Genomic DNA, 22372 nt, shown 5'->3' with positions numbered 1-22372 from the left:
ATGCAAATGAATAATGTTTAACAACTACTAATTCTACACACTCAAGTTTGAATTCATAGCTGTGCTTGACTTTTCTTTCCATAAAAATGCCCCCAAATAGCGTCTAACTTTTTGGGGGCAGTGCAAATTATAAGTCTGCCTTTTTTATTTAAGTTTTATTCTATTTTAATGTTGTTTTTCTCAGCGATTTTTTTGAATAAATCTTCTTTGTTTTCCGATTTCATTTTCTGGTAAAGAGCACCAATAAGCTGTTCAGAATCTTTTGCATATTCTGAGTTTTCATTGGTATAAATGATATGGGCCAAAAAAAGATTATCCAATGCTTTTTCATCATCTTTCAGCATGAAATAGTTTTTTCCAGCACCAAAATAGCCTTCAGCATTGTTTGGATGATATTGGATTAGCTTTTCATAATAACTTATCGCAGTTTGATAATCAGATTTAAAAGTATAAGCAACACCAATATTCATCAAGGCAAAATTTCCTTCGGGATAAATTTCGAGCGATTTTTTGTAATATTTAATGGCATTATCATAATCGTCTAACTGTCTGTAAGAAACCGCCATATCATCAAGAGCAAGAACAAAATTTGGATCTTCTTTTAAAGCCATCTGAAAACTTTCAATAGCCATTTTATAGTTGCTCTGGCGCATAAAATCTTTTGCAATTACATAAGAGTTCTGCGCGTTTTGATTTTTTGATTTGCTATAAAAAACATCGTCTTTGTTTTCCGTTAATTCTGGAACCAGATTTGGACATTTTTTTGAAATGACACCTTGAACTTTCAAAATCATACCCTGAATGCCTTCAACTGTATTTATTGATTCTCTAACTTTAGGATCTTTATCTGTCAAGATTAGTTCGCTCATTGGTTTAGTTAGACAATCTCTATAAACATCTTCGGTAATTTTCGAACTTTTTTCTAAACACTCACATGCTTTTGTGGCAATTTTTTCTTCAACGGTTTGCGCATTCAGTGCCAGAAAGCCGCTAAAAGTTAAAATTAACGAGAAGTTTTTTTTCATTTTAAATGATTAAGGTTAGAGTGATTTTCTTATTCTGGTTTAACAACTGCCGGTTTCAAAGTATCTTTACTTACCGCCAAACTATCTACTGGAATAACAGGCTCAAGAGGTTTTACTGACGGTACATATCTTTTGATTTTCTGCTGTATTAAAATGGCATCATTTAAAACAAATGGTGTTGGCATCATCCAATCATTTCTTGGTTTAACATTCAATAGCGGATTGCTCATTAAATCGAATGAACTTTCGATTAAATCCATATCAAAAATAGACGATTTATTGATGTAGAATTCCATTTCAAGCGGTTCATTCCCTACAACATAATAGCATAAAATTTTGCTATCTTCTCTTTGCAGACGATTTCCTTTTTCGCCAGAAGTTGCCACTCCATTTGCTTTAAAGTTAAAGAACGTCATTTTCGGATTAGCATAAATGTCATAACGGTTTACTTTTCTGTTTGGAGTAATTTTGATTTTTAAATATCTATTATTTCCAATGACACTGTCTCTTAAAAACTGAATTGTTGGTTTCGGAACTTCAACAACAGGAGCAATAGCGCTATAGGTAAACGTTGTGTTGTATTTGCTTGCGAGAGGAAGGGTATTTAATCCAACTGCTTTTTGATTGTTTTCGCCTAGGTAAGATTTAGTCCATTCGTCCAAATTAGTATCGTATGTGGTCCAAACAGCCGAATTTTTGTCTGCATTGTAAACATATAATAAACTATTCGATTTTGCTTTGCCATATTCGTAACCAGAATTGTATCCTGCGTAAATGAAGAATGCGATAGAAGAAAGGAAGAAAACAACGATCCAAGCTCCTTTTTTTGCAAATGCTCCAAATATTGGAAGTAACAATCCGAACAAGAGAACGGTTAGAACAGCACTTCCGTACAATATTTTAAGGCCTAAGCCAACTGGAAACATTACTATGAAAGGCGCAACAATTGCTAGGGCAGGAATAGAAAATAGTAAATTCATTCCTAAACTGTAATGTTGTGTAAAAACAAAGATTCCGAATAATAATATTCCGAAATAAACCGGAATAATTAAGAAACCTGCACCTGTTAAGCTATTTGCTAAAAAGGCATTGATGATGATCCAAGTCAGTAACGGCGCCACAAAATGGTTCATCGTAGTTTTTGCCTCAGAAAAATGATGGTAAAAAGCAAAACAGATTGCAATACTTAACGTAACAAAAGCGCCAATGTAGGCATGACCGTTATAAGTAAATCCGTTTAGAAGATCAGAATACTGCGGGTAGATTTCAAGAACAAGTTTCCATCCTAAAAACGTTACCAATCCTGCAATTATAAGTGATCCAAGAAGTGGAACAAAACCTTTAAAAATTTCTGTGAAAGTAATGATTCGTTTTACTTTTCCAACGAAAATGAAAATAACCAATAAGCCAAAAGCAATAAGTGTCATTGGCATTACCCAAGTAAACGGATAACTGATGAAAGTAAAAGGAGCGTTGAAATAAACATCGTCTTCTGTAGACTCGGTTTGGTTTAAATCAATATTAGAGAAGTATTTTATCAAAGGCATGATGTAAGTGCCTTGATGCGCCAATGTGTTTTTGTTTAGATGCTGAACATCATCTTGTTGCGTATGATAGTTAAAATGCCCATCTATAAATGCAAAATTAAAACCTTGAATATTTCCTTGTTCTCTAAAAACGGTTAAATCGGTATCGTTAGGAAGCATTTTGTAAATACTATACATTAACGAATTTGAAACGGGATGAGAAGGTTTTGCTTTGGTAAATTCCTTAATCAGAGCTTGGTTTCCTTTATTGGTTTCCATCAACATGTAGCTTGGTCCAGAAGTTCCTCTTGCTTCAAAGTTTAAAACCAAACCAACGTCTTTTGCCCAAGGATGTTTGTTTACGAATAAAGCAGCGCCATTTAATCCTAATTCCTCAGCATCTGAGAATAATATGATAATATCGTTTTTTTGAGGATGTTTTGAGTACAAAAAGGCACGAACACCTTCTAAAATGGTAGCGACTCCAGAAGCATCGTCGCTTGCGCCTTTTGAGAATGAGTGCGGCGCACTATCATAATGAGAAAGAAGTAAAAGTGCTTTGGTATTGTTAGTTCCTTTAATTCGAGCCAAAATATTTTTTGACTTTACCAAAAGACCTTTATCGTTTAGAGTAAAACCTTCCTGGACACTCGTTTCTAAGCCAATTCGGTTTAATTCTAGCTTTAAATAATTGGCAACAAGTTCGTGATTGGTTGATCCTACATAGTGCGGTTTCTGTGCAATAATCTCGACCTGATTTAAGGCTCTTTCGGTCGAAAATTCAGCAAGAGCTTCGTCATCTTTAGAGATTCCTTGCGGCATCATCGTGGCGTATATAATGCCAAGTAAGGCTAAAACGCAGACTATGGCTAGAATTGAGGTGGGGTTTTTTCTCATGGTAATAAATACTAACTATATTTCTTTTTTAACAAGCATAAAATAATCATTGTCCAAGGAACGATAGCCTTGATCGTACAAGAAATAATATGTATTTCCTGTCTTGGTCTGTAAAATGTTTGTAAAGAACTCAAAATCAAAACCTTTTGTTAGTAATTTATCTCTCGAAGCTTTCGATTTTCCGTCTACATTTAACTCTGCCAAAATACGGTAATTTTTGCGTAACTTGTTGTTTATATTTCGCATGAAATTCGTACTATCTTTATTTATTTTGTTATTGTAGGCATTTCGACAACTGTCTGAGCAGAATTTCTTGTCTTCTCTGCCAACAATTTTGGCTGAGCATTCGAGGCATGTTTTCATGAATTCAATTTTTTAATTTCATAAAGATCGGATCTTCTGTCTTTTAATGTTTTTACGCTTCCATGTTCATGAAGTTCTTTCAGTAAGTTTAAATCAACATCAACAATTAGGGTCATTTCGGTGTTTGGCGTCGCTTCTGCTTTGATTCCGTTACTTGGAAAAGCAAAATCGGATGGTGTAAATACAGAAGACTGCGCATATTGAATATCCATATTATTTACTTTCGGAAGATTTCCAACGCAACCTGCTATGGCTACATAACACTCATTTTCGATGGCGCGTGCCTGCGAACAATGTTTTACGCGAGTGTACCCGTTTTGAGTATCTGTTAAAAATGGTACAAACAAAATATTCATTCCCTCATCTGCTAAAAGTCTAGAAAGTTCTGGAAACTCAACATCATAACAGATTAAAATTCCGATTTTACCGCAATCGGTATCAAAGGTTTTAAACTGAGATCCGCCTTTCATTCCCCAATGGATAACTTCGTTTGGTGTGATATGAATTTTGGTATACATTTCTGATGTTCCATCTCTTTTGCATAAGAAACCAACATTATAGAGATTTCCACCTTCCAAATAAGGCATACTTCCAGTAATGATATTGATATTGTATGAAATGGCAAATTCCTGAAACTTTTTTCTAATGGGATCAGAGTGACGAGCCAATTCACGAATGGCCTCTGCCTCTGACAAATGATTGTAGTCGGCCATTAAAGGGGCAATAAATAATTCTGGAAATAAAGCAAAATCAGAACCATAGCCCGAAACGGCGTCAATAAAAAATTCGGCTTGTTCAAAAAGCGCTTCAACATTATTAAGCGGACGCATCTGCCACTGAATTAATCCTAAACGAATAATATTCTTCTTCAGATTAATCAGTTTCGGACTATCATCATAGTAAATATTATTCCATTCCAATAGAACCGCAAATTCTTTCGATTCTTCATCTCCTTCAAGGTAATTTTTGATGACTCTCAAAACGTGAAAATCGTTGCTTAACTGAAACGAAAGAACCGGGTCGTACAATTCTTTGGTGCGTACTTTTTCGATATAAGCTTTTGGAGACATCTTTTTGGCATGTTCTCTATAGTTCGGAATTCTTCCTGCAAAAACAATCGCCTTAAGATTCAATTGTTCGCAAAGTTCCTTTCTTGCATCATACAAACGACGTCCTAAACGCAAGCCTCTATAATTTGGATGAATAAAAACATCTATTCCGTATAAAATTTCAGCATTCGGATTGTGGGTCGAAAAGGTATAATCCCCACTAATCTGCTGATAATTATGTCTTTTTTCTACTAATTTTTCGTCAACAATAAGAGATAGGGCAGAGCCAACAACTTTTCCGTCAACCAAAATCACCAGTTGTCCTTCTGGAAATATTGAAAGAAGTCTTTCTATATCCTCAGATCTCCAATAAGAATCGGCCATTTCTGGATACGATTCGATCATCGATTTCTTTAATTGTTTATAGTCTTCTATTTCAAGATTTCGTAACTCTACTTTTTTAATTTTTGCCTGCATATCGTAAGATTTATCTCAAATATACAAAAAACAATTTCCATTTACAAACGCTTACAAATAGTTACAGTCGATAGTAAATAGTTAATAACCGACTGTCTCGTCTTGGCTTTCGCATCTTTGCCATGTTGAATTTGATAAACGATTCAATTTAATAGTAACATTAAAATATTTATACGCCATGAGTGCAATTAGAAACAAAGTACAGTTAATTGGGAATGTAGGGAACGATCCAGAAATTAAAACATTAGAAAGCGGTAGAAAACTAGCACACCTTACGATCGCAACAAATGAGATTTATAGAAATGATAAAGGCGAGAAAGTAGAACAAACAGAGTGGCATCGCATAACTGCTTGGGGAAAAACTGCAGAACTTATAGAAAAGTATGTCGTAAAAGGTAAAGAAATCGCTGTTGAAGGAAAATTGACACACAGAAGTTATGATGACAAAAACGGAGAGAAACGTTATATAACCGAGGTTGTAGTAAATGAAATTTTACTTCTAAGTAAATAACGCTTTTGCGAAATTGTTAAACCCGACAGGTTTTGAAACCTCTTGGGTTCGCTATAAATTTAAAATATTCCGTTAGGAATATCTCGTCGGTAGAAAAAAAATGATTTTGTTTGTGTAGTGTCCTGTAGGGACACCTGTTTTGCGAAATAATATATCCATGTAATCAATCAAACGTTCCTACGGAACGTAACACGGCAATTCAAATCGAATTCTACCGATGAGACATTCCTACGGAATGATTTTTTATGCGCAGAAAATGATTCGTTAAACCCGACAGGTTTTAAAACCTGTCGGGTTTAATATTTTACTGGAAATTGTTTTTATAAAATTGATACACCATTAGCATCAGTTGTAAGAACTTCGCTCATATAATCAAAAAAAGATCTCATGTTTTTGAAAGCATCCAAGGCCAGTTCTAAAAACTGTGGACTCAATACTTCTTCATCGGTAAAACACTTAATGACCAAAAATTGTTTGAAACGAAGCAAATCAATAGCCGGATGATCAACATCAAAACCTTTTGGCTTTGTTTTGAGCTGTTCCCCTTGCAAAGTGCCGAAATTGCTTTTGAAAGAATCTGAATTCAATATTTCTTGAAAGGTTTCGGGATCATGAGCAAATTCAGTTCTTATTCGTTTTAAATCTGCAGCATTTGGTCCCCAGAAACCACCAGCAAAAAAGCTGTTTCCTTTTTCCAGATGAAAATAATAACCGCCACGTCTGGCTGCAGTTGCTCGTGTGTAACTTCCTCCCCAATAATGTTTAAAAGGAGTTTTATCTTTAGAAAAACGAATGTCTCGATAAATTCTGTAAACACTTTTCTTGCCCGAAGCATTTTCTAAAACATCAGTTTTGGAAAGTTCCTTCAGTAAAGCGTCTGCAAAATTTTCAATATGATTGAGCTCTATTAAATATTGTGGTTTATGCTCTTCAAACCAAGGTTTATTGTTGTTCTTTTTCAGTTCAACTAAAAAGTCAAGACTAGATTTGGGAATTGTAACAGTGTTTTCCATAATTGAATTTAAAAATCGAAAGTGACTGCAATTTAAAACTAAAAAACCCACCAGAGAAATCTGATGGGTTTTTCTATATTGTATTAAGCAGTTTTTTTGAATAAGTCAAACATAGGACAGCGTGAGCAGCGTTTCTTTTCGCTCTTTTTATATTTCTCACAGCAAGAAGATTTACAGTTTTCAATCTTCTTAATTTTATCAAGGATATCTTTGTTTTTCTTTTTCTTTTTATCCTTTTTTTTGTCCTTGTCTTTTTCTTTCTTGCTCACTTTTTCCTCTGAATTTTAAAAACAGAGACAAATATAAACCAAAAAAGTTATTTTTAAATGTTCTAAATAAACTTTAACTTTTTTATTTAGGATTGATAGCGATTGAACTCGTAACTGTTAATTGCTGAATATCACGATCAAACAAATAAAGTCCACCTTTATCATCACCAATTAAGTTGATTTTATCTAAGATAGATTTAGCTGTAGCTTCTTCTTCAATTTGTTCAGAAACGTACCATTGCAAGAAATTGTGCGTAGCATAATCTCTTTCTTCAAAAGTAATGTGCACTAATTCGTTGATAGATTGCGAAACAAAAAGTTCGTGATTGTAAAGCTCCTCAAACATTTCTTTGAAAGTAGTATAAGTTGTTTTTGGTGCTTTAAGATCTGTTACCTGAGCGTGTCCTCCGCGTTCGTTTACATACTTAACTAGTTTAAGCATATGTGCGCGCTCTTCATCTGACTGTGTGTACATAAATTGAGCGATTCCCTCTAATCCTTGCACTTCAGCCCAACAAGCCATAGAAAGATAAGTTTGCGAAGATTCTGCTTCTATGCGGATTTGCTTGTTTAAAGCCGATTCAATATTTTTTGCTAACATAATAAGTGTCTTTTTTGTAAAATTAAGCAAAATTTTCCATTGCATTTTTCTAAAGCTCCAAAACATTAGACTCTTAGGTTAATTTCAGCAAAATAGTAGTTACTAGTTAGGCTTTCATTATGTAGCATAAAAAAAGCCCCTAAGAAAAATCTTAAGGACTTTCGAATCAAGTATTAAAAAGAAATTATTTTACAATAAAAGTAACTCGTCTAGCTAATCTTCTAGCTTCGTCAGAATCTTTTTGAATTGATGTATCTGCACCATTTGCAACAACATTTAAACGAGAAGAAGCGATTCCAGCTTTTTCGAAAATTGTTTTTACGTTAGTAGCTCTAGTGTAAGATAATTTTTCATTATACTCAGCTTTTCCAACTTGGTCAGCATAACCAACAAGGTCTAGAGATGCAGAAGGGTTTTTTCTTAAGTAATTTAACACAACGTCAATCGCAGCTGTTGAGTTCTCGATTGGAGTTGTTTTATTGAAATCAAAGTAAACACTGTAATATTTGTCATTAATCATTCTTCTGATTAATTCATTATCAGTTGCCTGAGGAGTGTTTATTTGTTTTTCAACAACTACTTCTTTTTGAGCAGGTATTTTTTTGATTTGTGCTTCAAGATCTGCTACTTTGCTTTCTAAACCAGAAATATCCACATTGTTACCTTCACTTGAAGTTACAGTCCAGTCTGCATGTTTTGCATTTTTCCCTAAGTACACATTTAAACCAATTGTACCATTAAAAATCAATCCTGAGAAACCTCTGTTTTGAGCTACATAAGCTCCGTCAAAGGTATGATCTTGTGATGCATTCAAAATAGTAGAGAAATCACCCGTTAAAGCAACTCTGTTTGATAATTTTATTTGTCCAGTTACACCGGCAATAAAGTTACCTACTTCATCTGCTCCTTTAAAGTTATCACTTCTTAACTGACCATAACCGAAACCAGCATGTCCTAATAAACCAACAGTGTTTGTCCATGTTTCAAAATTCATGATACGGCCTAAGTTAGCAACAGCCTGTAAATCTACTCTGTAGTTTTTTGAATCAAAATCGATAGAGTTGCTTTTTGAAGTAAAACTGTTGTATCCAAAATCGGCCTTTAAACCAAATTTGTTGTTGAACATATAACGAACCCCTAATTCACCAACCCAAGGACTTGGAGTACTTGTTGAGTAACCTGCTGAAAATGAGCGTTGAGGTTTAGTTAGTCCGCCAGCTAGTTCTACAGACCACTTATTATAGCTGCTATTGTTTTCTGTTTGCGCATGTACTCCTGTTAAAGCCAGGGCAAATGCAAGAGTCATTACAATTTTTTTCATTGTTTCTTAATTTTAAATATTGTCCAAAACAACAACAAATTGTAAGTAAAAACTTTCCCTAAAAGCCAAAAAAGTATTAAAATAGGGTAATTGGCAAAAATCTAAGCGATAAAAAATAAGGAAAATAAAAGCAAATAGGTTTTATCAGCGAATGGGTTTAATTAAATCCGTCAGTAAATTTGCGAAGAACAAGCTGTTTCGCAACAATATCATAATAAGTTAAAATGGTGTAATTACTTAGTTTAACAGAATTAGGAAGAACTGCTTCTCTATGGGAATCTAAAAAGTAGAAGATTTTATCTGTAGCAAAAGGTTCGTGTGTTTCTTGTGTTGGTTCTAGTTTTTTGGTCCATATACTTTCAAAAAAAACAGAATAATTGGTCTCAACATTGTAATAATTGTTTGATGGAAAATCTCCAAAAGGATCACTAAAATTAAAGCCATTAATAGATACTGTATTGAAATCTCTTCCGCTTCCTCCTAGTGTGATAAACAGATTTTTGTCGTTTTTATAAACCGAAACTCCGGCGTCAAGAGAAGATAAAGCTTTTAAAAATTTTGCTGTATTCTTTAATTTTCTGGGCTCACGATCTTCAATTTGCATTAGTAATGGGGAATTACTAAAACGAATGGTGTCTTTTTTTGAAACCGCAAAAGACTTTATCGATTCACCAGATCCATAATCTTTGATGTCAAGCAAAAGCTCGTCGGCATTAAGATTAATTTGATATAATTTATTCTCGTGATAATAAGAATTAGACGTTTTTGGATTTTTATCTCCAACAGGTTTTAAAAATGTCTTTTCTTTTATTTCTAGATTTTCTAAATCAATATCAAACAATTGCGTTTTTCTAAAGTTTTGATCTAAAGTTAGAATCAAGCGATTAGGAAGGGTATAAATTTTACTTTTGGCAGTAACCTTATACAACGGATTGTATTCGCCAGATCCCATCAGTTCTATTGGATTTTCAAACAAAATTTGATGAAATGTTTTAGGCTGGTTTTTCTGATCTATAAATTTGAAAGCGCTAAAATCTAAAAACTTTTGTTCGGCCATTCCGTTTTTAAAAATAAAAGCAATCAAAGCCTCTTTTGTTCGATCTTTCATCAACAAATAGAAGTTGTTGTCTCTCTGATAATTTGTTATTAGCGAATTCTCTTCAAGCGGAATCTGAAATTTTAATGCTCTAGAGGTTTTGTTTTCCAGATAATATTTAATTAAAATAATTGATTTGTCTTCTTTCGAAAACCAATATAAAGTAGGATTTCCATCTTCGCTAAAACTGTAACCCATTAAAGATCTGTTTTGAGTATACTGACGATTTGTAACAAATTTATCTCTAAGAAATAAAGCACTATTGTATTTTAATATCGAAAGGCTATCTGCACTGGCAGCAAAAAGGAAGACATCATGAGTAACAGTATTCTCGCCAGTCATGATATCAGATTCTCGGATTTTGTTTTTTAAATCTATTGCATAAGAAGTCAGCACTGTTTGACTTAACAAAACAGAACTAGAGATTAAAAACAAAAAAAGGAAAATTCGTTTCATATGTTTTTGGGCGCAAAAATCATTCCGATTATTTTACTGATTCATAAGCTCTTGAAAAAGATCTACAAACTGACCAACGTGCATTCCGTCCATTAAACCATGATGCACATAAACGGCCATTGACATGGTTCTTTTTCCAGTTTCGGAAACCATCATTTTGCCAAAAGAAATTTTTGGACAGCTGTCTGGATACGTAAAACTGCGTGCATGGGTTATGGAACTAAAATTCAACCACGGAATTGCCGAAAAATGAATCAAGTTGTCATCATCAAAAGATCTTGTGAAAAGTCCAGTGGTGTTTTGAATGCGTTCGATTTCAGTTAATGCAATTTGTTCGAATGTTTTAAAATCTGGGTGATATTCAATTAAAGAAAATCCGAAAGTACCATCTTCGCGACCAATTGTTGCCGATGCATCAATTTGGTCGTTTATGTATATTTTGTCTTCTGAAATTCGATATCTAAAATTCTCAATGGCGTTTACTGCAGCCAAAGTTTTATGCAAATAGAAAATAAAGAAAGAAGCGTTTATACTTTTTGCGGTTTGATACGCTTTGGTGCAGTCAATTTCTACAGTGACTCCAAAAAAGGGTTCTTCCATTTGTTTAAAATGGGCAAAATGCTCTTTTCTATTCCAATTTTCTAGATCTAAAAGTGTTTTCATTATAATAAATTCGGAACCACTTCTGCAATAGTTTCAAATGAACTAAAATGCTCGTGTTCTATAGTATGATTAATTTTTTCGTGTTCCCAAGTAGTGTGAAACGGAATATGAACAGCATAACCGCCAATTCCTAAAACAGGAAGAACATCTGATTTTAATGAATTACCAATCATCAAAAATTCGTGTGGTTCAATATCTAAACGGCCTAAAAGTTTCTGATAATCAATTTCTTGTTTGTCTGACATTACTTCGATATGATGAAAATAATGCCCCAAACCAGAACGATGCAATTTGCTGTGCTGATCTTTTAGATCGCCTTTTGTAGCAACGACCAATTTGTATTTTCCTTTTAAAGTTTCAAGAGTTTCTTCAATTCCGTCCAGCAATTCGATTGGTTTTTCCAGTAATTCTTTTCCGTATTGAATGATTTTTTCAATGACTTCAACGGGAATGGTATTGTTCGAAATATTCATCGCAGCTTCAATCATCGAAAGAATGTATCCTTTAATTCCATATCCGTACAAAGGCAGATTGGCAATTTCTATTTTGAATAATTCCTGCGAAATGCCTTGATGTGAAAGATAATCTTCCATTAAAGCGCAAAATTTATGTTCGGTTTCCTCGAAATAAGGTTCGTTTACAAACAAAGTATCATCGGCATCAAAAGCGATTACTTTTAAGTTTGGTATTTTAGTTTTATGTAACATAGAGTTTTTTGTTTCAAGTTCTGTTTGTTTCAGGTTTCAGGTTTTTCGCCACAGATCATTGAGGTTAAAATGATTTTTAAAATCTGCTCAATCTGCCGAATCTGCGTGAAACTATAATATCAATTTTTAGAAAAAAGCCCTTTCAAAGAAATCGTTTTATCGTAAAACGTAATTCGGATTCCGAAAAGCAGAATGATTCCGCCCAAAACCATTTGTAAAGTTATTTGTTCTTCCAAAAACAACCAAGCTAAAATTGAGGTAATTACAGCTTGACTCAATAAACTTAACGAAACTCTTGTCGCGCGCATGTGTTGCGTGGCATAACTAATCGAAAGCCAAGCACACAATTGGCAAATTACAGCTTTAAGCACCAAAACAAACCAGCCCATATCTGTAAATCCTGTAAAAGGTTCGTTTAATGAATAACATAAAATTCCCAAATAAATACTTGAAGCTATTAAACTAATCGTCATAAACGAAAGAACATCGACCTCTGAAAGGACATTTTTGCTAACCAAAAGATAAATGGAATATAGAATGCCAGATAAAACGGCAAATAGAAATGCTTTATCGAAGTTTAAATCGATAAAAAACTCAAAACCGACCAAAGTGACCATTCCGAATAAAGCGACCAATGTTCCAATCCAGAAATTTGTTGCAGGTTTTGCTTTCAGAAAAAAGAAAGAACCAATTCCAACCCAAACAGGAGATAAATTCGTAAGAAGCGAAGCCTGAGTCGCGCTTGATTCCTGAATAGCGATATTCCAAACGGCAACATCAGACGAAAATAAAACACCGCAAAGTATTGCCAAAAGTGCGAATTTTAGTTTTGGAAGTTTAAAGTTTCCGCTAAAAAGTACATAAGGCAGTAACAGAACAACAGCAAAGAACATTCGGTAAAAAGCCGAAATTAATCCTGGTGTTAAACGCAATTTTACCAATATCGGGAAAATAGATATGCAGAGTATACCGCAGATTAGGGCTAATCTTGGTTTTGTGAGTTTCATTAGATGTATTTTATTCTTGTATTATTTTTCAAAGATAACTTAGAAAGCGACTATTTTGAAAGGAAAAAGCGCGAATCGATTAAAATTAATAATTGATTCACGCTTTTTTGTTGTTTTAAGCAGCTAAAAATTTACTGCAGGCTTTCTGAATTTGTTTATCCGAAAACGGTTCAAGAGTTTCGGCAAGCATTTCACTGGTTTTGATGCATTCCATCATTTTTGATCTTAGCTCTTTGTCATCTCCCAATTCTGTTTCAAGAATTCGCTTGAAAATTTCAGACAAATAATGGGGCTGTTCTCTAAAATCTCCTTCAAACCATAAGTCTGAAAGGAATTTTGCCATCGATGGCATTACATCTTGATGTGTCGGTTTTTGATTTTCTTTAGTCATCTCGAAAATATTAAACGCACGAACCCCCGCTTTAGGTGTGACTAAATATCCGAAGATAGATTTAGGGCAGTTTCCTGTTCCTTCACCATGGCAAGGGTTCGCTTATTGTTAACTTTTAATAAGTTTTATTGAAAGTCTTCAGTATTTAGTCATATATAACTAAAAAGCAAATAAGTAAGAAAATTATTTCTTTTTTAATGAATTTCTCATTTCAGAAATTACTTTTTCACTAATATGAAAATCTCCATCTTCGATCTCTTTTCGACTTTTTTCAATTGCTATTTCTTGATCATCAGAAATTTTATAAAGGTCTTTTTCAGATAAATCAGAGAGATTTTGAGATGTATCTATAAAATTCAAATCCATGATATTACTTTATTATGTATTCAAATTTATAATTATTTATCGAATGCAATTGTAAATAAAGAATATAACTACCCATTAGTTGCGCTACTTTTAAAAAAAAGTACACGGATGATACTGATTCGCTAACGCGAAGACACGGATTACGACGGATTTTTCATTAATCGGTCTAAAATTTTAATCATTAAAAATCCGTTTTAATCCGTGTTTTTACGAAGTAAATCCGTTTAATCCGCGTCATCAATCCGTTTAGTTGATAGCCATAACAAAGAAAGTTATCTGCCAGATATTTTAGGCGGATAACTTTCCTTTTATTGTTATTCGAAATAAACTTTTTTAATTTACTGTCGCTCCATTCGGTGCATCAGCATCTGGATTTACAAAAACCAATTTTCCTTCAGCGTTTGTTGTCATCAAGATCATTCCTTGACTTTCAACACCGCGTAAAGCTCTTGGAGCAAGATTTGCTAATACAGAAACACGTTTTCCGATGATTTCTTCTGGGGAAAAACTTTCAGCAATTCCTGAAACAATCGTACGAACATCAATTCCTGTATCTACTTTTAGAACTAGAAGTTTGTTTGCTTTTGGCATTTTTTCAGCCTCTAAAATAGTTCCGATACGGATATCCATTTTCGCAAAATCATCAAACTGAATTAAATCTTTTTGTGGTTCTGCTTGTTTGTTTTCAGCAATATTTGCGGTTTTTGTCGCTTCCAATTTATCTACTTGTTTTTGTATTTCTTCGTCTTCAATTTTAGCGAAAAGCAATTCTGCCTCGCCAATTTTATGGCCTGCCGGAATTAAATCTGAGTTTTCAGAAATATCATTCCAACCTAAAGTTTTATCAATAAAAATGTCTTTTGCATCGCGATCTTTCTCTTTCAAGAATTTACTGAAACCTGCAAAATGCTCTTTAAGGTCAGCCAAATTCAAGATTTTAGAAAGTTTCGCAGCCGTAAAAGGTAAAAACGGTTCAGCTAAAACGCTTAAAGCAGCAGCAATTTGCAATGCCACATACATTTGAGTTTTCACACGCTCTGGATTGTCTTTCATTACTTTCCAAGGCTCTTCGTCTGCTAGGTATTTATTTCCTAAACGCGCCACATTCATCAATTCGCCTAAAGCTTCACGGAATCTGTAACGTTCCACCGAACTTGCAATTACAGCTGGATACGCTTTTAATTCGTTTAAAGTTTGTTCGTCAACTTCTGAGAATTCGTTTGGAGTTGGAATAAAACCATCGTAATATTTATTAGTTAAAACTACAACACGATTCACGAAGTTTCCGAAAACGGCAACTAATTCATTGTTATTTCTAGCTTGGAAATCTTTCCAAGTAAAGTCGTTATCTTTTGTTTCAGGAGCGTTTGATGTTAAAGCGTAACGTAAAACATCTTGCTTATCTGGAAACTCTTCTAAGTATTCGTGCAACCAAACAGCCCAGTTTTTAGAAGTCGAAAGTTTGTTTCCTTCCAAATTCAAGAACTCATTTGCTGGAACGTTGTCTGGTAAAATATAGCTTCCTTCAGCTTTTAACATCGCTGGGAAAATGATACAGTGAAAAACAATATTGTCTTTTCCGATAAAGTGAACCAATTTCGTTTCTTCATCTTTCCAATACGGTTCCCAATCTTTTCCTTCGCGCGCTGCCCATTCTTTTGTAGAAGAAATGTAACCAATTGGCGCGTCAAACCAAACATATAGTTTTTTGCCTTCGGCACCTTCAACAGGAACATCAATTCCCCAGTCTAAGTCACGCGTTACTGCACGAGGTTCTAATCCTGCGTCGATCCAAGATTTTACTTGTCCGTAAACATTCGTTTTCCAATCGTTTTTATGTCCGACTAAAATCCATTCTGTTAAGAAATCAGAATATCTGTCTAAAGGTAAAAACCAGTGTTTTGTTTCTTTAAGAATAGGAGTTTCTCCAGTAATAGTCGATTTTGGATTAATTAAATCCGTAGCGTTTAAAGTAGATCCGCAATTTTCGCACTGATCTCCGTAAGCTCCATCATTACCACATTTTGGACAAGTTCCCACAACAAAACGATCTGCTAAAAACTGATTTGCTTTTGCATCGTACAATTGTTCTGTAACTTCTTCAATAAAATCGCCTTTATCATACAATGTTCTAAAGAATTCCGAAGCTGTATCGTGATGAATTTTTGCCGAAGTTCTTGAATAATTGTTGAATGAAATGCCGAAATCTTCAAATGATTTACGGATGATTCCATCATATTTATCAATAACCTGCTGTGGTGTAATTCCTTCTTTTTTGGCTTTCATAGAGATTGCAACTCCATGTTCATCGCTTCCGCAAATAAATGCTACATCTTTTCCTTGCAATCTTAAATATCTCGAATATATATCTGCAGGCACATAAACTCCCGCCAAGTGACCAATGTGGATTGGTCCATTAGTATAAGGTAATGCTGCTGTGATCGTATATCTCTTTGGATCTTGTATCATAATTCAATTTTATTGAGTGCAAAAATAAGCAATAGATTTGAGATTTTAATATTACACGGAGATTCGCAAAGAAAAAGCACAGAGATTCGCTAAGATTTTTTTGAATTTAGTTCTCGCAAAGTCGCAGAGGCGCAAAGTTTTTCTTTTTAAGTTAAGTATTAACCATGCAGTTTGTCATTTCGAGGAACGAGAAATCTCCGCGAGTAACTCCGTTCCTAGAAGAACCAATCTTTGTCGAGCTTCTTGTGGAGATTTCTCGTTCCTCGAAATGACAAACTAGAGTAAAAAACTTTGCGACCTTGCGACTTTGCTAGATTATTTGACTCCAATAAATAAAGTACTTTACAAGGACTTCGACTTCGCTCAGTCTGACAGAATGCTGAGAGAAAATCTTTTTAATCCTTTCAATCTGTGGCTAATTCTATCTTATAGTCTTTTTGACTATATTTGAAAAAAATATCAAAACATGAATAAAATATATCTAACCTTTTTAGTGCTGTTTTCCTTTTACGGCTATTCTCAATCACAACCAGAAAAAAATCTAAAACAAAACCAATATTCTAATCCAATTTTTGCGGGTGATTATCCCGATCCGAGTTTGTTGCGCGACGGAAAAGATTATTATGTCGTTCATTCTTCATTCGATTATTATCCAGGACTTTTAATTTGGCATTCTACCGATTTAATGAATTGGGAACCGGTTACAAATGCGCTTCACAAATATGTTGGCGCAGTTTGGGCACCAGACTTAATCAAGTACAACAATAAATATTATATCTATTTTCCTGCGAATAATACCAACTTCGTAGTTTCAGCCGATTCTATAAATGGACCTTGGAGCGAACCTGTCGATTTGAAAATCGGAAATATTGATCCGGGACACGTAACAGATGATAAAGGGAATAGATATTTATATTTCAGTAACGGAGGTTATGTGGCTTTATCCAAAGACGGACTTTCGGTAACAAGCGAGTTAAAACATGTTTACGACGGATGGAAAATTCCGCGCGAATGGAGTATTGAATGTTTTTGTATGGAAGGGCCAAAATTATTCAAGCGTGGAGAATATTATTATTTAACGGTTGCCGAGGGCGGAACAGCTGGCCCAGCGACAAGTCATATGGTTATTTCGGCAAGATCAAAATCGCCACTTGGACCTTGGGAAAACTCGCCTCATAATCCGATTGTGAGAACCAATAGCAGTTCTGAAACTTGGTGGTCAAAAGGACACAGCACCGTTTTTGAAGATGCAAACGGAAAATGGTGGATGATTTTTCATGGTTACGAAAAGGATTATTACAACTTAGGGCGTCAGACTTTATTGCAACCTGTTGAATGGACAAAAGACGGCTGGTATAAAATTCCAGATAACATTCAGACCGATAAACCAATTGCAAAACCAGAAGGAAAAACGCTTCCTGAATTTTCTCTGAGTGACAATTTTGGAGGTTCGGCTCTTAAACCACAATGGAAATTTTATAGTGGAGTAGAAGCTTCAAGATTTAAAGTTGCCAATAATACTTTGACTATTGAAGGAAAAGGCGACGGAGTAGGAAACAGTTCTCCTCTAGTAGTGGTTCCAGGTGGACATTCGTATACGGCTGAAGTTGAAATGGAAATTGAAGGCAATGCAACAGGCGGATTAACGCTTTTTTACGATAATAAATATTACTCTGGAATATTAGCCGATCAGAACAATATTTTGGCAAACTTGAGAGGTTGGCAGTTTCCAACAGAAAAAAATACACACAACAGAAAAGTCTTTCTTCGTTTAAAGAATATCAAAAATACAGTCGATATGTTTTACAGTTTGGACGGAAAAGACTGGAAGAAAATCGAGAATTCAGTTGAGGTTTCAGGATACAATCATAATGTATTAAGCGGATTTTTGGGATTAAGAATCGGTCTTTGTTCTATTGGAAAAGGAAGTGTGAAGTTTAAGAATTTTGTTTACAAGACGCTGTAGGTTTTTTTGCCGCTAAGGCACAAAGACGCTAAGATTTTTATTAAGAATCTATTAAAATCTGCGTGCAACAATACGTTTTAGTTTTTTGCCACTAAGACACTAAGGCGCTAAGTTTTATTGCTTCACGCAGATTTTGGCAGATTAGCACAGATACTTAGTTAAGAAACTTCGATTCTTTAAAAAAAACTTTGTGCCTTAGTGTCTTCGTGGCAAATTCCCCCAATAAAATAGAACCAGTTTAAACTACGTTTCCCGCTTATAAATGAGAATATATTTCGCAATCTTTGCACTCGAAAAAAACAAACTTATGAGCAAGACTAAATTAATCATCAATAAAAACGGATCAATCAAAATCGAAGGTGATTTTGAAATCATGGATCCAGAAGGAGCACTTTACGGTTTACAAGGAAGATCTGCACTAGGTCTTTGCCGTTGCGGATTATCTGCAAACAAACCATTCTGCGATGGAGGACACAGAAACAATTTCGAACACGATTCTGTTGCGTTTGATTTGCCACCAATGAAAACGAACTAAGAAGAATTATCTAGTTTTAAATAGTTAAACCGCATTCTGCCAGATGCGGTTTTTTTGTTTGATTTAATAAACGATGCAGTTTTTAGTTTTTAAATAAAAACCTTGACTTTCTATTCTCTTTAATTGTCCCATTGAATCAACAGAAACGATAAATGATTCTTTAGATTCGGGACAGTTGATATATTTCATGACTTTTAAATCATAACCATTTTTTGTTTTGAGGTAACCATTTCCTTTTGGGTTATATGGATCAATATTAAAATCATGGATTTTAGCAATTAGAAAAGCTTCTTCTGGATTATCAATTTTATTTATAAAAGAAGCCAATTCTCTTTCATTATAAACATAATTCCATTTGGCATTTTCTAAATAAGCCACAGTATAGGAACAAGAAACTGGTTGGCAGCCTTGAAAAAAACCACCATAAACTGGGGTGTAATTATATCGATTTTTTAATTTTTTATCTCCTTTATGAAAAATAGTTTTAGGTGTAATAGATAAGCAAAAGTTTACTTCCCAATAATCATAAGCTTTATTTGGATTAATTTTTTTTAGAAGGCTTTCTGTATCTACTTTTTCTGGGCTTAATGACTCATAGTTAGAGTTATTACAACCTAACAGAATTAGAAAGAGTAAGAATGCAGTTTTTTTCATTACTGTTTGTTTATTAAACATATAATTCCCCTTTCATAGTAATAATCGAAGAACCGCCCACCAAAATATCTTCGTCACGATTCATGACTTCAATCATTGAGGGCTGCTTTAATTTAACCCCTTGAAGAATTTTATACTCTTTATCTGGTTTAGTAAATTTTTTTTGCGTTAAAAAACCAATTAAAGGGCCAGCAGCTGTTCCTGTTGCTGGGTCTTCATTTATTCCGATTATCGGATTAAAAAACCTTGTTTCGACTATATGTTCCTGACCTTCCTCTGCAGGAGCGAAACAATAAAAACCTTCAAAATTATATTCTTTTGAGATCTGAATTAAAAGCTGGTTGTCTGGAACAAAACTGTTCAATATCTGGCTGTTTTTTATAGGAACCATTGTATGCGCAACTTCTGTTTTAACTATTGTTGGAACAAAAGAATTTACATCCAAATCTTCAATCTTTAAGCCCAGTGCCACCGCAATTCTATAAGTTGGAATTTCGCTTTTTATAACTGCCGATTTTTGATGCATTTGAACAACTGGTGAAAAATTATCCAAATCAAAACTTACTGATACTGGAATTACCGAATGGTTCATAATTACAAACGGTTCACTTTCATTTTGCTCCTCAAAAATGGGTATTCCTTTTAGAAGAGCTCCGCAGACTGCGCCCAATAAATTGTGACCTGCGCCGTCGATTTCAATTCCGGTTGGTGTAAACGAACGAACTACAAGTGCTTTTTCTCTTGTAGAATAATAGACAAATGAGGTTTCAGAATAGCGAAATTCTCTAGAAATATCTTGATAAGTTTCTAATTTTAAATTTCCATCTGTAAAAACAACCGAAAGTGGATTTCCCTTGTAGCTTTCGTTTGAGAATACGTCTAAAACGTAATATTCTAATGCTTTTCTTCCGCTCATACTTTCCTATTTTGAATCTAAAACGATTCTTAATGGAATAAAATTACGGTTTATTCTCGTATTTCATAGACACGTTTTGTTTTTCATGGTTATTTTAGCATTATTTTTTGGTTAAAAGTTGGCTTTTGAAAGCAAAAAAATAAAGACAGAAAAGTTAAAAAATACTAGGCAAAGATTTCATTTTGAATTAATTCAGTTAATTTTAAACCTTCAAAACAATGTTGTCGTTTTATAATGTTTAAAAAGCTTTCGATAGGATTCTTTTTTCTTTTTCTAATAAATGAAGGGATGGCTCAAAATAAGATTAATCTTTTTTCTGAGATTAACTATAATTCTATTCCTGCAGTCAATTTAAACGAATACAAATCGGTTCAAGATCGCGACAACCGAATCCAAAATCCAAATATTGCTTTGGGAGTTGCTATTTCTGGCGGCGGATCGAGAGCACAGTTTTTTAGCATGGGTATTCTTTTGGGTCTCGAAGAAATTCAAGAAGACAATTCGAGTCGTAATTTTCTAAATGAAATCGATTATTTCTCAACTGTTTCTGGCGGATGTTATTCGGCGGGATATTACTTGACAATTCTGAAAAATAGATTGCAATATGATAATTGCTCCTTCAACGAATTTTATTTTTCAAAAGCCGATGCTTTCAAATCGGATGTCAATAAATCGGCTAGTATTTTTTCTCTTTTAAATAATGGCAGAAACGAAAAAGGAGAAAAAGTCTCGATGGCGCAGCGTCTTGATCTGGAGGTTTTGCAATACGATAGTGCCAATCCAGAAAATCAGAATAAGTTCAAGACTCAAATGCTTTTGTCGGATTTCTTTATTCCGAAAGACAGCAAACTCAATCCGCAGTTGCCTATTATGGTGGCTAACGGAACGGCTTACAACAATGGAGAACGGTTTCCGTTTATGCCACATATTATTCGAGCCTTAAAAATCAATTTGTCTTTGGCTCCAAATAAAGCTTCGCTTTCGCTTGACGAAAATCATATTAATAATGGATACGATTTTCCGCTGACTTATGCGATTACGGCTAGTTCGGCTTTTCCAGGAGTTCTTCCTAAAACGAAATTCGGAATCAAAAATCAAGATAAAATTTTATGTGTGATTGATGGCGGCGCTTCAGATAATATGGGTTACGAAACTTTGATAGAACTGCTTCATAATGATTCTAAAGTAAAAGATAAAAACAAAAAAGCACTTTTTATCGATTGTTTAGGGCAAGGAAAGAAAGCGCCTTTTATAAACGATGGTAAAATAGGATTGCTTTCTTTGTTGGAAACAGCTTCTTTATATACGGTTCAAACCAGATACATGACTTTTGAGAAAGATGTCGAAAATGTGCTGGAAAAATATAAAATTCCAACTTCAAATTATCAAGTTATTGGTTTTACGACTTTACGTGATTATTTACTAACCTTAAAAAAAGATCAAGCTTACGAAGATTTAGTTGCACAATTGAAAGAAACCGACGATGACGCCGGAAATTGGCTGAAACTTCATGATAGTTTTAAAGCAGAATTGATTGCAAAATTTGGTTTAGATAGTTTTAAGAAAGATAAATACGGCGAACCTATTCTTTCTAGCTTGGAAAAGGAAAAATTTAAAGATTTTGATGCAGGTAAACTTTTAATGCTTTATGAATATGCTTCGCATGTTGAAACCAAACTAAAAACAACTCCAAAAGAAAAAGAAATGTTATTGCTATCTGGACGTTTTGCAGCTTATTTAAAAACCAATGAATTGAAAGATTTACTGGTAGAGAATAAGGGAATTTAGTCTGAATTTGAAGCGTTTATTTTCTTTCTCCTTTTTGATCGACAACGTATACTGTCTCAGATTTATGATTGCGAATAAAAAATTCGATGTTTGAATTTTTAGAAATACCTTCTTCTGTAAATGCTTTCGCTAATTCTAAATTTTCAAATATGGAGTAAACTTCAAGAATGTCTTCTCCTGAGTTATAATATTGATTGTTTTTCTTTAATATTATTCCAGTAGTATATTCTGCTTGTCCAACAGCAAATTGATTTTCTTTTATTTTTGGAGTATCCATAAAAGACTTTAAAAGTTCTGAGAATTAAA

The 22372-nt window shown here is 34.0% G+C and carries 22 protein-coding genes; 4 read left to right on the top strand and 18 right to left on the bottom strand.

Going from position 1 to position 22372, the window contains the following annotated elements; all coding sequences use genetic code 11:
- Positions 1-155: 155 nt before the first annotated feature.
- Genes ACFO3N_RS24690 through ACFO3N_RS24675 form a run of 4 tightly spaced genes read right to left on the bottom strand, consistent with a single transcriptional unit; the run spans position 156 to position 5337 of the window.
- A complete protein-coding gene (locus ACFO3N_RS24690) occupies positions 156-1025 on the bottom strand; it encodes a tetratricopeptide repeat protein (protein WP_379801481.1) in 870 nt (289 codons plus the stop codon).
- Between the two features lie 29 nt (positions 1026-1054).
- Positions 1055-3448 carry a M28 family peptidase gene (locus ACFO3N_RS24685; RefSeq protein WP_379801480.1) on the bottom strand — a complete coding sequence of 798 codons (2394 nt, stop codon included), beginning with the start codon at positions 3446-3448 and terminating at the stop codon, positions 1055-1057.
- 15 nt (positions 3449-3463) lie between these two features.
- Positions 3464-3811 (bottom strand): hypothetical protein, encoded by a 348-nt coding sequence (locus tag ACFO3N_RS24680; protein WP_057115356.1) that lies wholly within the window; start codon positions 3809-3811, stop codon positions 3464-3466.
- Complete coding sequence (locus ACFO3N_RS24675; protein ID WP_320493502.1) at positions 3808-5337, bottom strand: bifunctional GNAT family N-acetyltransferase/carbon-nitrogen hydrolase family protein; 1530 nt, start codon at positions 5335-5337, stop codon at positions 3808-3810. The genes ACFO3N_RS24680 and ACFO3N_RS24675 overlap by 4 nt, the downstream gene beginning before the upstream one ends.
- A 178-nt stretch (positions 5338-5515) precedes the next feature.
- Here ACFO3N_RS24675 and ACFO3N_RS24670 point away from each other — a divergent pair, with 178 nt between their 5' ends.
- The gene (locus ACFO3N_RS24670; protein ID WP_248728707.1) at positions 5516-5848 is read left to right on the top strand and encodes a single-stranded DNA-binding protein; all 333 of its coding nucleotides are present in this window, start codon (positions 5516-5518) and stop codon (positions 5846-5848) included.
- Between the two features lie 320 nt (positions 5849-6168).
- Here the strand turns inward: ACFO3N_RS24670 and ACFO3N_RS24665 are convergent, their stop codons facing one another.
- From ACFO3N_RS24665 to metG, 11 genes are all read right to left on the bottom strand, one after another.
- Complete coding sequence (locus ACFO3N_RS24665; RefSeq protein WP_379801479.1) at positions 6169-6861, bottom strand: DUF2461 domain-containing protein; 693 nt, start codon at positions 6859-6861, stop codon at positions 6169-6171.
- 83 nt (positions 6862-6944) lie between these two features.
- Positions 6945-7130: a hypothetical protein gene (locus ACFO3N_RS24660; protein WP_029271150.1), complete on the bottom strand. Its 186-nt coding sequence runs from the start codon at positions 7128-7130 to the stop codon at positions 6945-6947.
- An 82-nt stretch (positions 7131-7212) separates the two neighbouring features.
- A complete protein-coding gene (locus ACFO3N_RS24655; protein ID WP_095930276.1) occupies positions 7213-7731 on the bottom strand; it encodes a ferritin in 519 nt (172 codons plus the stop codon).
- Positions 7732-7915: 184 nt separating this feature from the next.
- Positions 7916-9052, bottom strand: a complete 1137-nt coding sequence (locus tag ACFO3N_RS24650; protein WP_379801478.1) for an OmpA family protein — start codon at positions 9050-9052, stop codon at positions 7916-7918.
- Between the two features lie 157 nt (positions 9053-9209).
- Positions 9210-10604, bottom strand: a complete 1395-nt coding sequence (locus tag ACFO3N_RS24645) for a hypothetical protein (protein ID WP_379801477.1) — start codon at positions 10602-10604, stop codon at positions 9210-9212.
- A gap of 33 nt (positions 10605-10637) precedes the next feature.
- Positions 10638-11267 (bottom strand): CatA-like O-acetyltransferase, encoded by a 630-nt coding sequence (locus ACFO3N_RS24640; RefSeq protein ID WP_379801476.1) that lies wholly within the window; start codon positions 11265-11267, stop codon positions 10638-10640.
- Positions 11267-11974 (bottom strand): HAD family hydrolase, encoded by a 708-nt coding sequence (locus tag ACFO3N_RS24635; protein WP_379801475.1) that lies wholly within the window; start codon positions 11972-11974, stop codon positions 11267-11269. The genes ACFO3N_RS24640 and ACFO3N_RS24635 overlap by 1 nt, the downstream gene beginning before the upstream one ends.
- 119 nt (positions 11975-12093) lie before the next feature.
- Positions 12094-12981 (bottom strand): DMT family transporter, encoded by an 888-nt coding sequence (locus tag ACFO3N_RS24630; protein ID WP_379801474.1) that lies wholly within the window; start codon positions 12979-12981, stop codon positions 12094-12096.
- 115 nt (positions 12982-13096) lie between these two features.
- Positions 13097-13372: a hypothetical protein gene (locus tag ACFO3N_RS24625; protein WP_379801473.1), complete on the bottom strand. Its 276-nt coding sequence runs from the start codon at positions 13370-13372 to the stop codon at positions 13097-13099.
- Positions 13373-13555: 183 nt separating this feature from the next.
- Positions 13556-13738 (bottom strand): hypothetical protein, encoded by a 183-nt coding sequence (locus ACFO3N_RS24620; protein ID WP_379801472.1) that lies wholly within the window; start codon positions 13736-13738, stop codon positions 13556-13558.
- A 333-nt stretch (positions 13739-14071) separates the two neighbouring features.
- A complete protein-coding gene (gene metG, locus ACFO3N_RS24615) occupies positions 14072-16207 on the bottom strand; it encodes a methionine--tRNA ligase (protein ID WP_379801471.1) in 2136 nt (711 codons plus the stop codon).
- A gap of 466 nt (positions 16208-16673) precedes the next feature.
- Here metG and ACFO3N_RS24610 point away from each other — a divergent pair, with 466 nt between their 5' ends.
- Complete coding sequence (locus ACFO3N_RS24610; protein WP_379801470.1) at positions 16674-18173, top strand: family 43 glycosylhydrolase; 1500 nt, start codon at positions 16674-16676, stop codon at positions 18171-18173.
- A gap of 307 nt (positions 18174-18480) precedes the next feature.
- A complete protein-coding gene (locus ACFO3N_RS24605) occupies positions 18481-18708 on the top strand; it encodes a CDGSH iron-sulfur domain-containing protein (protein ID WP_012022943.1) in 228 nt (75 codons plus the stop codon).
- Between the two features lie 63 nt (positions 18709-18771).
- Here ACFO3N_RS24605 and ACFO3N_RS24600 read toward each other — a convergent pair whose 3' ends face one another.
- Positions 18772-19362 carry a hypothetical protein gene (locus ACFO3N_RS24600; protein ID WP_379801469.1) on the bottom strand — a complete coding sequence of 197 codons (591 nt, stop codon included), beginning with the start codon at positions 19360-19362 and terminating at the stop codon, positions 18772-18774.
- A gap of 13 nt (positions 19363-19375) precedes the next feature.
- Positions 19376-20278 (bottom strand): PhzF family phenazine biosynthesis protein, encoded by a 903-nt coding sequence (locus tag ACFO3N_RS24595; RefSeq protein ID WP_379801468.1) that lies wholly within the window; start codon positions 20276-20278, stop codon positions 19376-19378.
- A 288-nt stretch (positions 20279-20566) separates the two neighbouring features.
- On the opposite strand from ACFO3N_RS24595, the gene ACFO3N_RS24590 reads away from it, so the two are divergent.
- Positions 20567-22066 (top strand): patatin-like phospholipase family protein, encoded by a 1500-nt coding sequence (locus ACFO3N_RS24590; protein ID WP_379801467.1) that lies wholly within the window; start codon positions 20567-20569, stop codon positions 22064-22066.
- A 16-nt stretch (positions 22067-22082) separates the two neighbouring features.
- Here the strand turns inward: ACFO3N_RS24590 and ACFO3N_RS24585 are convergent, their stop codons facing one another.
- Positions 22083-22343, bottom strand: a complete 261-nt coding sequence (locus ACFO3N_RS24585; protein ID WP_250834777.1) for a hypothetical protein — start codon at positions 22341-22343, stop codon at positions 22083-22085.
- Positions 22344-22372: the final 29 nt, after the last annotated feature.

It is taken from the genome of Flavobacterium chungangensis (assembly GCF_042654045.1).
Taxonomy (GTDB): domain Bacteria; phylum Bacteroidota; class Bacteroidia; order Flavobacteriales; family Flavobacteriaceae; genus Flavobacterium; species Flavobacterium chungangensis.
Note: the sequence above shows the minus strand (reverse complement) of the source record. Positions and strands in the feature narration are given on the sequence as shown.